Here is a 14,265-nt window from a genome sequence, read left to right on the forward strand (position 1 = left end):
AGCGCCTCATTCCCCCCCGTCACCGCGTTTCCTGCCCGTTCCGCCTTTTCCCCCGTACTGCTGCCGCAGCCATTCCATCCGCTCCTTGATGGTCTTTTCGTAGCCGTGCCCTTTCGGGTCGTAGTACTTCGTTCCCTGCAGCCTGTCCGGCAGGTATTCCTGGGGGACATAGCCGGTTGCCGAGTCGTGGGCGTACTTGTACCCCTTATGGTACCCCAACTCCTTCATCAACCTGGTGGGGGCGTTGCGGATATGGAGCGGGACCGGCAGGGCGCCGCTCTTTCTCACCTCGGCCATGGCCGCGTTGATTCCTGCATAGGAGGCGTTGGATTTTGGGGCCGTGGCCAGGTAGGTGACTGCCTGGCCGAGGATGATCCGCCCCTCGGGCAGGCCGACCAGCTGGAACCCCTGGAGGGCGGCCACCGCCATCTGGAGCGCCCGCGGATCGGCGTTGCCGATATCCTCCGAGGCCAGGATCACCATCCGGCGGAGGATGAAGAGCGGGTCCTCGCCCGCCTCCAGCATCCGGGCCAGCCAGTAGAGCGCGCCGTCCGGGTCGCTCCCCCGCATCGACTTTATGAAGGCCGAGATGACGTTGTAATGCTCCTCCCCCCCCTTGTCGTAGAGGAGCGGCTTCTTTTGCAGCGCCTCCAGGATGGCGGTCTGGTCGATCACCTGGCCGGTTGCCAGGCGGGCCGCCGTCTCCAGGGTGTTCAGGGCCACCCGGGCGTCGCCGTCGGCACTGTCGGCAGCCAGGGTCAGGGCATCGTCGTCGATGGCCAGACCCTGCACGCCAATTCCCCGTTCCGGATCGGTGAGTGCCTGGCGGACGATCCGCTCCAGTTCCTCCGTGGCCAGCGGTTTGAGGACCAGCACCTTGCAGCGGGAGAGGAGCGGCGCGATCACCTCGAAGGAGGGGTTTTCGGTGGTGGCGCCGATGATGGTGAAGGTGCCCCGCTCCACGTAGGGGAGAAAGGCGTCCTGCTGGGACTTGTTGAAGCGGTGGATCTCGTCCACGAAGAGGATGGTGTTCCGACCGCTGGCTGCCTGCTCAGCCTCCGCCTCCTTGACGATCTCCCTGATCTCCTTTACGCCGGAGAGGATGGCGGAGAAAAAGATGAAATGTGCCCGTGTGGTTTCGGCGATGACCCTGGCCAGGGTCGTCTTGCCGCACCCCGGCGGGCCCCAGAAGATGAGCGAAGGGAGGCGGTCGGTCTCGATCAGGCGGCGCAGCATCCGGCCCGGCCCCAGCAGATGTTCCTGGCCGATGAATTCGGCCAGGGTCCGGGGGCGCATCCGCTCGGCAAGCGGGGCAGTTGCGGGGTTGGTGCTGGAAGTGGTGCTCATGGCTGGTACTGGTAGCGGAATCGCGGTCAGATGTCAAGCCCGTGGAGCCCGAGGTCTCCCAGGGCGGAACGGCGGGCATCGGTGCTGACGCAGTGGGTCTGTACTCCCCAGATACCGTTGGCGTATTCGTCGATGGTCCGGTCGCTGGAGAATTTGCCCATACCGGCAGTGTTGAGGATGGCGCGCCGGGTCCACTCCTCCTGGTCCAGGAACAGCCTGCCCACTTCCTCCTGGCAGGCCGCGTAGGAGGCGTAGTCGGCCAGGAGCAGGTAGTTGTCCCCCTTGTTCAGGAGGGTGTCGACAAGGGGGAGGAACAGGTCCGGGTCGGTCGGGGAGAAGTCGCCGCAGGCGATCATGTCGATGACCCGTTTCAGCTCCCGGTTTTCGTTGTACCACTGCCTGGGGTTGTAGGTGGGGCGGAGCTTCAGGACCTCGTCGGTGGTGAGGCCGAAGATGAAGATGTTCTCGCGGCCCACCTCCTCCATGATCTCGATGTTGGCCCCGTCCAGGGTGCCGATGGTCAGCGCCCCGTTCAGGGTGAATTTCATGTTGCCGGTACCGGACGCCTCGGTGCCGGCGGTGGATATCTGCTCCGACAGGTCTGAGGCCGGGAAGATCATCTCGGCCAGGGAGACGCTGTAATTGGCCAGGAACAGGACCTTCAGCCGGTCCCCTACGTCCGGATCGCAGTTGACCACGGAGGCGACCGCGTTGGCCAACCGGATGATCAGCTTGGCGATGAAATAGGACGGCGCCGCCTTGCCGCTGAAGATGATGGTCCGTGGCGCCATTTTCAGGTTCGGGTTGTCCTTGATCCGGTTGTAGAGCGTGATCACATGCAGGATATTGAGCAGTTGGCGTTTGTATTCGTGGATCCGCTTCACCTGGCAGTCGAACATGGAGTCAAGGTTGACCTGGAGGTGGTTGTGGTGGGCGATGTAGCCGGCCAGGCGGCTTTTGGCATCCCGCTTCACCTCGCGCCAGCGGCGGCGGAACTCGGCGTCCCCGGCCAGGGGGCGGAGCTTCTGCAACTCGTACAGGTCGGTGACCCAGCCGTCGCCGATCGCCTCGGTGATCAGCCCGGACAGGCTCGGATTGGCCTTTTTCAGCCAGCGGCGCTGGGTGATGCCGTTGGTCTTGTTGTTGAACCGTTCCGGGTACATCTCGAAGAAGTCCTTAAACAGGTCTTTCTTGAGGATTTCCGAGTGCAGGGCCGCCACGCCGTTCACCGAATGGCTGCCGACAATGGCCAGGTTGGCCATCCGCACCCTTCGTTCCCAGTGCTCCTCGATGATGGACATCCGTTCCACCCTGCCTGCATCGCCGGGGAAATGTTTGCGCACCTCGCTCAGGAACCGTTCGTTGATTTCGTAGATGATGAGCAGATGGCGCGGCAGGATATGCTCGAAGAACCAGACCGGCCACCGTTCCAGCGCCTCGGGGAGGATGGTGTGGTTGGTGTAGGCAAAGGTCCGGACCGTGATCTCCCAGGCTTCGTCCCAGGAAAGCCCTTCCAGGTCCATGAGGACCCGCATCATTTCCGGGATCGCCAGGGCCGGGTGGGTGTCGTTCAACTGGATCGCCACCTTGTCCGGCAGGTCGCGGAGGTCGGTGTGCATCTTCTTGAACCGGTAGAGTACGTCGTGGATGGTGGACGAGGCGAGGAAGTACTCCTGCTTGAGGCGGAGTTCCCGCCCTTCCTGGACGTTGTCGGCCGGATAGAGAACCTTGGAGATATTCTCGGACATCATCTTCTTTTCCACGGCCCGGATGTAGTTCCCTTCGTTGAAGAAGTTCAGGTCGAACTCGCGGGTGGCCTTGGCGCTCCAGAGCCGCAGGGTATTGACCGTGTGGGTGTTGTAGCCGGGGGTCGGGATGTCGTAGGCCATGGCCATGACATCCTCGCTGTCAACCCACTCGTAGCGGACCGAACCATCGGCGGCCAGCCTGGTGGTCACCTTGCCGTAGAACTTGACCAGGTGCAGGTGCTCCTGACGGTCCAGTTCCCAGGGGTTGGCGTAGCGGAGCCAGTTGTCCGGGATCTCCAACTGGGCGCCGTCGTGGATCTTCTGGCGGAAGATGCCGTATTCGTAGCGGATGCCGTAGCCGTAGGCCGGGATCGACATGGTGGCCATGGAGTCGAGGAAACAGGCGGCCAGTCTGCCCAGGCCGCCGTTCCCCAGGCCGGCGTCCTGCTCCTGGTCCACGACCTTGGCGAAGTCGTAGCCCAGGGTTTCCATCGCCTCCCGGAACTGGTCCAGCATCCCCAGGTTCACCAGGCTGTTCTCCAGGGTCCTCCCCATCAGGAATTCCATGGAGACGTAGTAGACCCGCTTGGGGTCTTCGTTATAATAGGCCTGCTGGGTGTCGAGCCACCGCTCCACCAGCCGGTCCCGCACCGCATAACTGAGGGCATTGTAGATATCGAACGTGGTTGCCGAGTATTTGTCTTTCCCCAGGGTATACTCAAGGTGCTCCAGGAACGACTTGATGATCAGCATCATCGGGTCAAGTTCCGGGGTGGGAAGATTTTCGGCGGGCGTTTCAGGCATTGTGTTATCCTTGTGAGCGGTCGTTAATGGCCCTGCGCATCGTCACCAAGTATAGAGTAATTGGCCAGGATTTCCATAGACAGTCATAATTATCTATGTTAGTTAAAATCGTACCTATACCACAACCGGGGCGGAAAGATGAAGAAAATTGCGGTACTAGCCAAGGTGCACGACCCCCGCTGTCAGGGGGTGGCAAGCGAGCTGTTCGAGTGGCTGACCGCCCGGGGGCTGGAACCGTTTGTGGATGCCCACCTGGCCCGGCATCTGCTGCTTCCGAGCGGCATCGAGAACGTGCTGTTCACCGAGCAGGCCGACCTGGTCGTGGTTCTTGGTGGGGACGGTACCCTCATCTCGGCGGCCCGGCAGATCGGCGACCGCGGCATCCCGATCCTGGGGGTGAACCTGGGGAGCCTCGGCTTTCTCACCGAAATCACCCTGGAAGAACTCTATCCCACCCTGGAGCGGTGCATTGCCGGAGAGCACCGCATCTCCGAGCGGATGATGCTGCAGGCAACCGTGGAGCGGGACGGTGCGGAGATCGCCTGCCACGCGGTGCTGAACGACGTGGTGATCAACAAGGGAGCCATGGCCCGGATCGTCGATCTGGAAACCATGGTCAACAAACAGTACCTGACCACCTTCAAGGCCGACGGTCTGATCATCACCACCCCCACCGGTTCCACCGGCTACTCCCTCTCCGCGGGCGGGGCGATCATCCATCCGGCCATGAACTGTATCGCCATAACCCCTATCTGTCCGCACACGCTTACCAATCGCCCCATCATCGTCGACGATGATTCGCTGGTCATGGTCTCGGTCAGTTCGCTGGCGGACGAGGATGTCTTTCTCACCCTGGACGGCCAGGTCGGGCTGGAACTCCGCAGCGGGGACGTGATCCATGTGCGGCGGGCCAGTCACTGCGCCCGGCTGATCATGTCCGGCAGCAAGGACTATTTCGGGGTGCTCAGGGCCAAACTGAAGTGGGGGGAAAGATAGTTCGCGTCGAAAAATACCCATCTGCGTCGTTGCCTTCGTCGCTCGTCGCTGCAGCGTACCTCCGGTACGCCTCACTCCTCGCTCCTTGGCGCCTAGCACCTGGGCATTTTTGAACGCGAACAGGGATTTATGCTTACCGACCTTTCCATAAAAAACGTTGCCATCATCGACAGCCTGCGGGTCTCTTTTAGCCCGGGGCTGACGGTGCTGACCGGGGAGACCGGTGCCGGGAAGTCGATCATCATCGACGCGGTCAACCTCCTGTTGGGGGGGCGTGCCTCCAGCGACCTGATCCGGACCGGCGAGGAGGAGGCGAGCGTTGAGGCGCTGTTCCAGGTCGATGCCCGGCCCGAGGTGGTGGCTGCCCTGGCTGGGGCCGGAATAGACTGCGACGGGGAACTGGTGGTGAAGCGGACAGTTGCCCGTTCCGGCCGCAACCGGGTCTTCCTGAACGGCAGCCTGGCCACCACGGCCCTCCTGGCCGAGGTGAGCCGCCAGCTGGTGAACATCTACGGCCAGCACGAGGCCCAGAACCTGACCCGCCCGGAACAGCACCTGCTGCTCCTGGACAGCTACGCCGGCCTGGTGGAGATCAGGAGCCGCTTTGCCGCTCTCCATACTGCTTTTCGGGAGACGCTGGCCGAGATCGACCGTCTGGCGGCCGGCGAGCGGGAGACGGCCCAGCGGCTCGACCTCCTTGCCTTCCAGGTGGAAGAGATCGGCGCGGCCAAGCTGGTGCCGGGTGAAGAGGAGGAACTGGAACAGGAGCGGAATATCCTGGCCCACGGCGAAAAGCTCCTGGCCCGGAGCCAGGCGGCCTATGAACTCCTCTACGACGGCGAGGTGACCGTGCTGGGGAGCCTGCGCCAGATTCAGGCCGCCATTGCCGAGGGGACAGCAATCGATTCATCACTGGCGCCGCTCCAGGATGCGGTGGGCTCGGCCTTTGCCCAGCTGGAAGATACGGCCCTCTCGCTCAGGGATTATGTCTCGCGCATCGAGGCCGACCCGGCCCGTCTGCAGGCCGTGGACGACCGGCTCGACCTGCTGCGGAGGCTGAAGAAGAAATACGGGGCCACCATTGCGGAGGTCCTTGCCTGGCAAGGGGCCGCGGGGCGCGAGCTGGACCAGTTGCGCAACCTGGACCGCTCGCGGGATGAACTGGAAGAGAAACGTGCCGCAATGGTGCAGGAGATGGCCGCTCTCGGCGGCGAACTGTCCGCCCGGCGGGCCGAGGCGGCAAAAGCGTTCGCAACGGCCGTGACCCGGGAGCTCGGCGAACTGGCCATGGCCAACGCCCACCTGGAGGTGCTTTTGGAGCCTCTGCCCGAGCCGCGGGAGAACGGCCTGGAGCGGGGGGAGTTCCTCTTTTCCGCCAACCCGGGCGAGGCGCCGAAGCCGCTGGCCAGGATCGCATCAGGCGGCGAACTGTCCCGCCTGATGCTGGCCATCAAGCAGGTCCACCCGGAAAGCGACGTGCCCACCCTGGTGTTCGACGAGGTGGACACCGGTATCGGCGGTGCAACGTCGGCCCTGGTGGGGCGAAAGCTCCGCAACGTGGCCGCGAGGCAGCAGGTGCTCTGCATCACCCATCTCCCCCAGGTGGCTGCCTGTGCCGATCACCACTGCCGGGTTGCCAAAGGGGTGGTCGACGGAAGGACAACGACCACGGTCACCCCCCTGGACCTTGAGGAGCGGGTCGCGGAAATAGCCCGGATGCTCGGCGGGGTGACCGTTACCGACACCACCCGGCAACATGCCCGGGAACTCCTGGCAGAGGAAAGGAGGGGCGTATGCTCCGCAAAGCCCAGATAACGGACGTCAAGGAGATCCAGAAGCTCCTCACCACCTACGCCAATCGCGGGGACATGCTCTCCCGTTCCCTGTCCGAACTGTACGAGTCGATTCGCGACTTCTACATCGTGGAAGAGGATGGCCGTCTCCTTGGGACGTCGGCCCTGCATATCGTCTGGGAGGACCTGGCCGAGGTCCGTTCCGTGGCCGTGGCCGAGGATGCCTGCCGCAAGGGGGTCGGCAGCCGGGTGGTGGGGGCCTGCATCGACGAGGCGCGGGAATTGGGGCTGAAGAGGATCTTCTGCCTCACCTACAAGCCCGACTTCTTTGCCAAGTTTGGCTTCACGATCGTCGACAAGAGCCAGCTCCCCCACAAGGTGTGGGGCGACTGCATGAAGTGCGTGAAATTCCCCGATTGCGACGAGATCGCCATGATCATGGATCTTTGAACCGGTGACTGGTGACTGGTGACTGGTTAAGAACTGCGTGAAACTGGAGAAACGTTTATGAACCTGGAACATCTTGCCGACCGCGTGGAGGCGCTTTTGAAGGGGCGCGGACTGGACGGGTACGAGATCATGGCCGGCTCTTCCCGCAACCTCTCCATCGAGGTGAAGGAACGGAAGGTGGATACCTTCAAGTGCTCCAATCCTGTCGGAGTGAGCGTCCGGCTGCTCAAGGGACAGGGGATGGGATTCTCCTATTCCACCAGCCTGGACCAGGCAGACCTTGATCTGATGATCGACAACGCCCTGGTGGGGGCAACGACCCAGAGCCCGGACCCGGACAACGACCTTCCCGGTCCCCAGGTGTATCCGGTCATCGATGGCCTGTTCGATCCCGATCTGCAGGGGGTGGCGGAAAGCGACAAGGTAGGGCGGGCACTGGAGCTGGAGCGGCTGGTGCTGGCGGCCGACCCACGGGTAAAGCGGGTGCGCAAGGCCACCTACGGTGAGAACGACTATAGCGTCTACCTGCGCAATTCCCGCGGGGTCAGCGGCGGCTACCGGGGCAGTTCGGTCTCCAGCAGCGTGGTGCCGATTGCCGAGGCGAACGGCGATTCCCAGATGGGGTGGGACTTCGGCTTCAGCGCCCGCTTTGCCGACATCGATATTGCCCGGATCGCCGCCGGGGCCGTGGAGCGGGCCGTCGGCCTGCTGGGCGCCCGGAAGATCCCCTCCATGCGCTGTCCGGCAGTGCTGGACAACCATGTGGCGACCGACATCCTGGAACTGCTCGCCCCGTCGTTTCTGGCCGAAAATGTCTACAAGGGGAAATCGCTCCTGGCCGGCAAGGAAGGGGAGCACTGCTTCTCTTCCTGCCTGCGCATCAGGGACGACGGCATTCTGGCGGGCGGCATGGCCACTGCCCCGTTCGACGGCGAGGGGGTGGCCCAGCGGAACACCCTCCTGGTGGCGGACGGCGAGCTGAAGGGGTTTCTCTACGATACCCTCTATGGCCGGAAAATGGGGCGGGCATCCACCGGCAACGCGGCCCGTGGCGGCGTGAAAGGGCTCCCGCACCTGGGAGTGACCAATTTCATCATCGAAAACGGCCAGACCCCGGCCTCCCGACTTCTGGACGGAATTGAGCAGGGGATTCTGCTCACCGACGTCATCGGCATGCATACCGCCAACAGTATCTCCGGTGATTTCTCCGTCGGTGCTGCCGGCTATCTCGTGCAGAACGGGGCGATTGTCCACCCGGTGAAGGAGATCGCCATCAGCGGCAATATCATGGATCTCTTCCGCTGTGTCGAACAGGTGGGGGACGATCTGCGCATCTTCGGCGCGGTCAGCGCCCCGTCGCTCAGGGTCGCCGCGCTGGATGTGAGCGGCCATTAACGGGGCGATTCGTCAATCGCCCCTACATCTGCATTGACATCTGCATTGAAAGGAACGTTGATACATGTACGTCGTAATTCTTGCCGGCGGCTCCGGCACCCGTTTCTGGCCCCTCTCCCGGACCCGTACCCCGAAGCAGCTCATGTCGGTATTCGGCGGCAAGTCCATGCTCCAGCGGACCGTGGAACGGGTGCTTCCCCTGAAGCCGAAGCGGATTCTGGTGGTGACCAACGCCCTGCAGGCGGCGGAGTCCGGCAGGCAGCTCGACATGCTGCAGGGGGTTCCCTTCGACATCATTGCCGAGCCGGTCGGCCGCAACACGGCGCCGGCCATCGGCCTGGCCGCAAAGATCATAGCCCGCCACGACCCGGCCGGGCTGATGGTGGTGCTGCCGGCCGATCACTACATCAGGGACGAGGCCGAGTTCTGCCGGACCATCATGCGCGGCCGGGAGGCGGCCCTGAACGGCTACCTGGTGACCCTGGGAATAGAGCCGACCAGGCCGGAGACCGGCTACGGCTATATCGAAGCAGACCTGGAAAACCGTGGCAGCGGGCCGTTTCCGGTGAAACGGTTCGTGGAGAAACCGAACCTGCAGAAGGCGCTGGAATTCCTGGAGGCCGGGGGCTTTTTCTGGAACAGCGGCATGTTCGTCTGGCGGACTGATACGATTCTCGAAGCCATTGCCGGCCATATGCCGGCCCTGTCCACGGCCCTTGACCGGCTCTCCTTTTCGGCCGACGTCTGGGAACTGGCCGACCTCAAGCCCCAGATCGAGAAGATTTACCGGGATATTAGCGGCGAGTCCATCGATTACGGGGTGATGGAACGGGCCGACAACGTCCAGGTGGTGCCGGCCTCCTTCGGCTGGAGCGATGTGGGAAGTTGGAGCGCCCTGCCCGAGGTCATCGATGGTGACGAAAACGGCACGGTGGCCATCAATGTCAAGGAACTGGTGTCGGTTGATGCCCGCGAATGCCTGGTTTACGGGGACGCGAAGCTGGTGGCCCTGGTCGGGGTGGAGGGGCTGGTGGTGGTGAACAGTCCTGACGCCCTCCTGGTCTGCCCCCGTGAGCGGGCCCAGGAGGTGAAGAAGGTGGTAGAGGAGTTGCAGCAGAGGGGACTTACGGAGTACCTTTAAAGCCGTGACTGGTAACTGGTGACTCGTAAAAACCTTACAATCGGGTGAAACGAGTCACGAGTCACGAGTCACGAGTCACGAGTCACGAGTCACGAGTCACGAGTCACGAGTCACGAGTCACGAGTCACGAGTCACGAGTCACGAGTCACGAGTCACGAGTCACGAGTCACGGATTTTAATGAACGGCTGGACCGGAAAGATACTGCGTGTTGACCTGACCGAAGGGCGCGCCTGGCGGGAGGAGATCCCGCAGGAACTCCTCCACGCCTACCTCGGCGGGCGGGGGCTCGGGGTGCGTCTGATGCGGGACCATTTCCGCCTCGACCCCTTGGCACCGGAGATGCCGCTCATCTTTGCCGTCGGCCCCCTCTGCGGTACCACGGCGCCGACTGCGGCACGGCTGACCGTGGTCTCCCGCTCGCCGCTCACCGGTACCATCTACGACTGCTCGGCCGGTGGCCGCTTTGCCTGGCGGCTCAAGGCGGCCGGGCTCGATGCCCTTTTCATCACCGGTCAAAGCGAAAGACCGGTGCTCCTCGCCATCAATGATGACGCAGTCGAACTCCTACCTGCCGAAGAACTGTGGGGCGGGCGGATCAGGGAGACAGTTGCAGCCCTTGCCGACAGAGGGAGTGTGGCGGCCATCGGTCCGGCCGGCGAGAACGGCGTCCTGTTCGCCAATATCATGATGGGGGAGGGGAACTCGGTTGGGCGCGGCGGCCTGGGTGCGGTCATGGGGGCCAAACGGCTTAAAGCGATAGTGGTGGGCGGCAGCCGGCCGGTGACAATCGCCGACCAGGCCCGTTTCGACCATGCCCGCCAGGACGTGATGCGGCTCTTCCGGGCCTCGCCGGTCATCTTCGGCGAGTTGGGAATCGCCGAGTACGGCACGCCGGCCCTGGTGGACCTGATGCGCCAGCGCCGGATGGCGCCGACGGAGAACTTTGCCAGGACGGTGTTCGCCGGGTCGCACCACTATTCGGGACCGGCGATCCGCCGGGAGTGCGGGGCAAAGAAAGACGGCTGCTACGGTTGTCCCATCCAGTGCAAGAAGAGCACACCTAGCGGCGAACATCTCCCCGAATACGAGACGGTCTCCCACTTCGGCGGCCTGAACGGCATCGCCAGCCTGGCTGCCATTGTCGAGGCCAACACTCTCTGCAACCAGCTGGGCATCGACACCATCTCCGCCGCTGTCACGCTGGCGGCCTGGGGTGAGGCCCGCGGCCGCTTTCCCGTGGCCGACGAACTGCCTCCCCTGCTGGAAGCGATTGCCATGCGAAGCGGCGATGGTGAACACCTCGCCCTCGGCTCCCGCCGCGTGACGGAGCAGTTGGGGCGTCCCGGACTGTCCATGAGCGTCAAGGGGCTGGAACTGCCGGCCTATGATCCGCGGGGCGCCTATGGCATGGCCCTGGCCTACTGCACCAGCAACCGGGGCGGCTGTCACCTGCGGGCCTACCCGATTGCCCACGAGATCCTGCGCAAACCGGTGGCCACCGACCGGTTCTCCTTTTCCGGCAAGGCCCGGATCATCAAGATCGCCGAGGACACCAACGCCGCGGTCGACTCGCTGGTGGCGTGCAAGTTCTCCTTTTTCGGCGCCACGCTGGAGGAGTATGCCGAGCTGCTGTCCGCCACCACCGGCGTGGAGTATTCTCCCCAGAGCCTCAAGGAGATCGGCGAGCGGATCTACCTGACGGAGCGGTTCTACAACTGTGCCAATGGCTTTACCGCCGGCGACGACATCCTGCCGGCACGGTTTTTTGCCGAGGCCGGTTCCAGCGGGGAAGGGATTCAAATTCCCCCCATCGATCGTACCCGCTTTGACGAAGAGTTGCAGAAGTACTACCGCATCCGGGGGCTGAACCCGGACGGAACCTTTCCCGATGACACCTTCCTGGATCGCCAGCCATAGCCCATGTCTCGTTGATCAGTCGATCTCCCATTCCCCCCGGTCCCACCGTTCGATGGCCATCCCGGCCCTGAATCCCAGCAATCCCGGTTCCCCGGCAATCCGCCGAAGAACCGGCAACGCTTCCTGCGGAGCATAGCGCAGGGAATAGACGGCAGCCATACCGGCCACGGCCGGCTGTTCGCTGGTCAGGAGACCGAGCAGCCTTGCCCGGCCGGCAACACCGTGCGCAACAATGCCGGCAAAAAGCCGACTGATAAGGAAGGCCTGCCGGTTGGCCCCTGCTTCGTCCATCGCTTCCAGAGCTGCATTGTGACGTTCCGCGGCACGGGCAAAGCGAACAGTGAGTCTTTCCAAGGTCTCGTCGGGCATAACCATCCATGATGCCCATCTGGGCAAAATTTTCCCCGCAGCATACCATGATCTTCGGGCAGATGCCGCTTTTTCGCAGTGCACCAGAGCTGGTGGTTCTTCTCCCGTCGCTGTTCATGGCACTTAACCGTCTTTTTGACAAAAAATCGCATTTTTTTGCGGAATTGGCTTAAGTAAGTTTAATATTCCCCGATAATTCATACATGCAATAGGGGGATATCTTTTTGATGGTAACCGGCATTCAGCCGACAAGGCCTGCTCAGCCCCCCAATGCAATGCATTACGGAGTTTCTGATTTCTCAATCCCGATGTTGTCAAAAGAAAAATAAAGGATACAGTTATGATTACATTAAAACCCGCCAACCTTGTACTGACCAGGGCATTTGAGAGAGCTGTACCTTATCCTGATCGTTCCGATACGCTGGCTTGGTAATCCAACATGTTCGAACATAGTACAGAATCCAGGCATAACAACTTCCAGAACAACAACGCCTTTGGCGACTGGCAGGAGATTCTTGGCAGTCAGGCCAGATCCCTGGGAGCGGTAGCCGTTGCCAGCGAGCGGGAGTTCCTCGCGCTGGGCGGTCGTTTTCAAGGCCTTTGGGGACAGGCGCGCGGTGTGACTACTCAGTCTGACCAGATGGTGAGGGTGGTCAGCGGAGAGAAGATCACCGCGACCATGACGACCATCAACAATATCGTCAGCCGGCTCGGTCTCTACCTGTCCAATCTACAGAGAGAAATGGACGAGATTAGCGGAGACTTCCGGGAAATCATCAGCATGCTTGAAAACGCCAAGGCGCCGTTGGTCGGCTTCGGCAAAATCAACAAGGTGCTGCGCATGCTGGGGATCTCCACAAAGATCGAAAGTTCCCGCCTGGGAGGGAATGCTGCCGGTTTCGAGACGTTGGCCAATGACGTGGCCCGTCTCTCGGTGGATGTGGTGAGCAAGTCGGAAACCATAACCGGCCAGTTGAACAGTCTGGAAGGGCTGATCGGCGAAACTCTCGAACGGGTACGGGGGGTGGAAGCGCACCAGCACGCCCAGGTTCACGCGACGCTGCAGCGGGTTCGGGAAAGCCTGGAAACCCTGGAGACGGTAAACAGCCAACGTGGTGAGGCGGCAGCAGTCATCAGCGCCATTTCCGCCGAGATGGAACAGAACCTGGGTGAAATCGTTACGTTCATGCAGTTCCACGACATTGTCCGGCAGCAGCTGGAGCATGTTCAGGAGGCCTTCGACGAGCTCAGTGCCGCCATCGACAGGATGGATGACCTTTCTCAGCAGGCTCGGCACAACCTTGCCGTCGAGATCGGCGACATCTGCGAACTGCAGATGGCTCAATTGAAAAACTCGGACAATGAACTGGAACATGCCATTGGCACGATCACTAAAAGCCTTGAGTCGATCAGCACCAAGGGGGGAGGGCTTGCCGGTGAGGTCAGAAAGATGGCCGGGGTCTCGGATCAGACCGACCAGACCTTTTTTTCGACCATGGAAAAAGAGCTGGCAGGCGTGACCACGGTGCTTGCCGAGAGCGCCCGGGAAAACGGCAGGCTGATCAGTGCCATGGGGACGGTAATCGGGACGATCGGCGAGATTATCACCTTTGTCCGCGACATCGAAACCATTGGCACAGAGATCGAACTGATAGCTCTGAATGCCCAGATCAAGGCTGTCAGGGTCGGCAGCGAGGGGGCAGCCCTGGGTGTGCTGGCAGAGGCGATTCAGCGGCTCTCCCTTGACACCATGGAACAGACGGCGTCTGTTTCACGGCCGCTCCAGGCCATCACGGCGGTGACCGAGCGGCTGCAGGGACGGGTGGCCAATGATTCTGCCTCCATTGACCGGGACGTTAAAGGGATGCTCGACGAGTTGACCATATCCCTGCAGGAGATCTGTGCCGTCCAGAACGAAGTATTCGAGCTGGTTGCGTCGATCGACGGGACCGTTGACAGTCTGCAAGGGGAGATCGTGGAAGGGATCAGGGGGATTGCTGCCCACGAGGAGCTCTCGCAGGCGATTGCCGACTCGTTGCAGGCCGCAGAGCAGGTCTGCACGGCCAGCCGCCGGGAGTTTCCGCCACCGGTCGGGCAACCGGCTGCCGAACGGCTGAAAGTCTTGGCTGCCCGCTATACCATGCATAGCGAGCGTAAAGTGCACGAAGTCGTTACCCGGACAGAGCGCGGGGCAGCAGCGTTTGACAAGGCGGTGCCGTTTGGGGGAAGCCCTGCCGGCGATCAGGCGGCTTCAGCGGACAGCCTGGGCGATAACGTCGAGCTTTTCTGATATCAGGGGGATCG

At 62.3% G+C, this 14,265-nt stretch carries 10 protein-coding genes; 7 read left to right on the forward strand and 3 right to left on the reverse strand.

The window, feature by feature from the left end; genetic code table 11:
- Positions 1 to 6: 6 nt before the first annotated feature.
- Together JN12_RS05805 and JN12_RS05810 are read right to left on the reverse strand one after the other, a co-directional pair.
- Positions 7 to 1,347 (reverse strand): replication-associated recombination protein A, encoded by a 1,341-nt coding sequence (locus JN12_RS05805; protein WP_145019582.1) that lies wholly within the window; start codon positions 1,345 to 1,347, stop codon positions 7 to 9.
- 26 nt (positions 1,348 to 1,373) lie between these two features.
- Positions 1,374 to 3,899 (reverse strand): glycogen/starch/alpha-glucan phosphorylase, encoded by a 2,526-nt coding sequence (locus JN12_RS05810; RefSeq protein ID WP_145019584.1) that lies wholly within the window; start codon positions 3,897 to 3,899, stop codon positions 1,374 to 1,376.
- A 138-nt stretch (positions 3,900 to 4,037) separates the two neighbouring features.
- Between JN12_RS05810 and JN12_RS05815 the strand changes: the two genes are divergently transcribed.
- The 6 genes from JN12_RS05815 (at position 4,038) to JN12_RS05840 (ending at position 11,592) form a co-directional block, all read left to right on the forward strand.
- Positions 4,038 to 4,895, forward strand: a complete 858-nt coding sequence (locus JN12_RS05815; protein ID WP_145019587.1) for an NAD(+)/NADH kinase — start codon at positions 4,038 to 4,040, stop codon at positions 4,893 to 4,895.
- 129 nt (positions 4,896 to 5,024) lie between these two features.
- Positions 5,025 to 6,710 (forward strand): DNA repair protein RecN, encoded by a 1,686-nt coding sequence (gene recN, locus JN12_RS05820; RefSeq protein WP_145019590.1) that lies wholly within the window; start codon positions 5,025 to 5,027, stop codon positions 6,708 to 6,710.
- Positions 6,689 to 7,138: an N-acetyltransferase gene (locus tag JN12_RS05825; protein ID WP_145019592.1), complete on the forward strand. Its 450-nt coding sequence runs from the start codon at positions 6,689 to 6,691 to the stop codon at positions 7,136 to 7,138. The genes recN and JN12_RS05825 overlap by 22 nt, the downstream gene beginning before the upstream one ends.
- Positions 7,139 to 7,195: 57 nt before the next feature.
- Positions 7,196 to 8,533 (forward strand): TldD/PmbA family protein, encoded by a 1,338-nt coding sequence (locus JN12_RS05830; RefSeq protein ID WP_145019595.1) that lies wholly within the window; start codon positions 7,196 to 7,198, stop codon positions 8,531 to 8,533.
- Between the two features lie 64 nt (positions 8,534 to 8,597).
- A complete protein-coding gene (locus tag JN12_RS05835; protein ID WP_145019598.1) occupies positions 8,598 to 9,674 on the forward strand; it encodes a mannose-1-phosphate guanylyltransferase in 1,077 nt (358 codons plus the stop codon).
- Between the two features lie 178 nt (positions 9,675 to 9,852).
- Positions 9,853 to 11,592, forward strand: a complete 1,740-nt coding sequence (locus JN12_RS05840) for an aldehyde ferredoxin oxidoreductase family protein (protein ID WP_145019601.1) — start codon at positions 9,853 to 9,855, stop codon at positions 11,590 to 11,592.
- A gap of 15 nt (positions 11,593 to 11,607) precedes the next feature.
- On the opposite strand, the gene JN12_RS05845 is transcribed toward JN12_RS05840, so the two are convergent.
- Positions 11,608 to 11,961, reverse strand: a complete 354-nt coding sequence (locus JN12_RS05845) for a hypothetical protein (protein WP_145019604.1) — start codon at positions 11,959 to 11,961, stop codon at positions 11,608 to 11,610.
- A 439-nt stretch (positions 11,962 to 12,400) separates the two neighbouring features.
- Between JN12_RS05845 and JN12_RS05850 the strand changes: the two genes are divergently transcribed.
- Positions 12,401 to 14,251, forward strand: coding sequence for a methyl-accepting chemotaxis protein (locus JN12_RS05850; RefSeq protein WP_145019607.1), 1,851 nt, complete (start codon positions 12,401 to 12,403; stop codon positions 14,249 to 14,251).
- Positions 14,252 to 14,265 lie beyond the last annotated feature (14 nt).

The sequence above is a fragment of the Geobacter argillaceus genome, assembly GCF_007830735.1.
GTDB lineage: Bacteria > Desulfobacterota > Desulfuromonadia > Geobacterales > DSM-12255 > Geomobilibacter > Geomobilibacter argillaceus.

Coding starts and splice junctions, on each gene's coding strand:
- JN12_RS05805 (WP_145019582.1), bottom strand. CDS start 1,347: ATGAGCACCACTTCCAGCACCAACCCCGCAACTGCCCCGCTTGCCGAG.
- JN12_RS05810 (WP_145019584.1), bottom strand. CDS start 3,899: ATGCCTGAAACGCCCGCCGAAAATCTTCCCACCCCGGAACTTGACCCG.
- JN12_RS05815 (WP_145019587.1), top strand. CDS start 4,038: ATGAAGAAAATTGCGGTACTAGCCAAGGTGCACGACCCCCGCTGTCAG.
- recN (WP_145019590.1), top strand. CDS start 5,025: ATGCTTACCGACCTTTCCATAAAAAACGTTGCCATCATCGACAGCCTG.
- JN12_RS05825 (WP_145019592.1), top strand. CDS start 6,689: ATGCTCCGCAAAGCCCAGATAACGGACGTCAAGGAGATCCAGAAGCTC.
- JN12_RS05830 (WP_145019595.1), top strand. CDS start 7,196: ATGAACCTGGAACATCTTGCCGACCGCGTGGAGGCGCTTTTGAAGGGG.
- JN12_RS05835 (WP_145019598.1), top strand. CDS start 8,598: ATGTACGTCGTAATTCTTGCCGGCGGCTCCGGCACCCGTTTCTGGCCC.
- JN12_RS05840 (WP_145019601.1), top strand. CDS start 9,853: ATGAACGGCTGGACCGGAAAGATACTGCGTGTTGACCTGACCGAAGGG.
- JN12_RS05845 (WP_145019604.1), bottom strand. CDS start 11,961: ATGCCCGACGAGACCTTGGAAAGACTCACTGTTCGCTTTGCCCGTGCC.
- JN12_RS05850 (WP_145019607.1), top strand. CDS start 12,401: ATGTTCGAACATAGTACAGAATCCAGGCATAACAACTTCCAGAACAAC.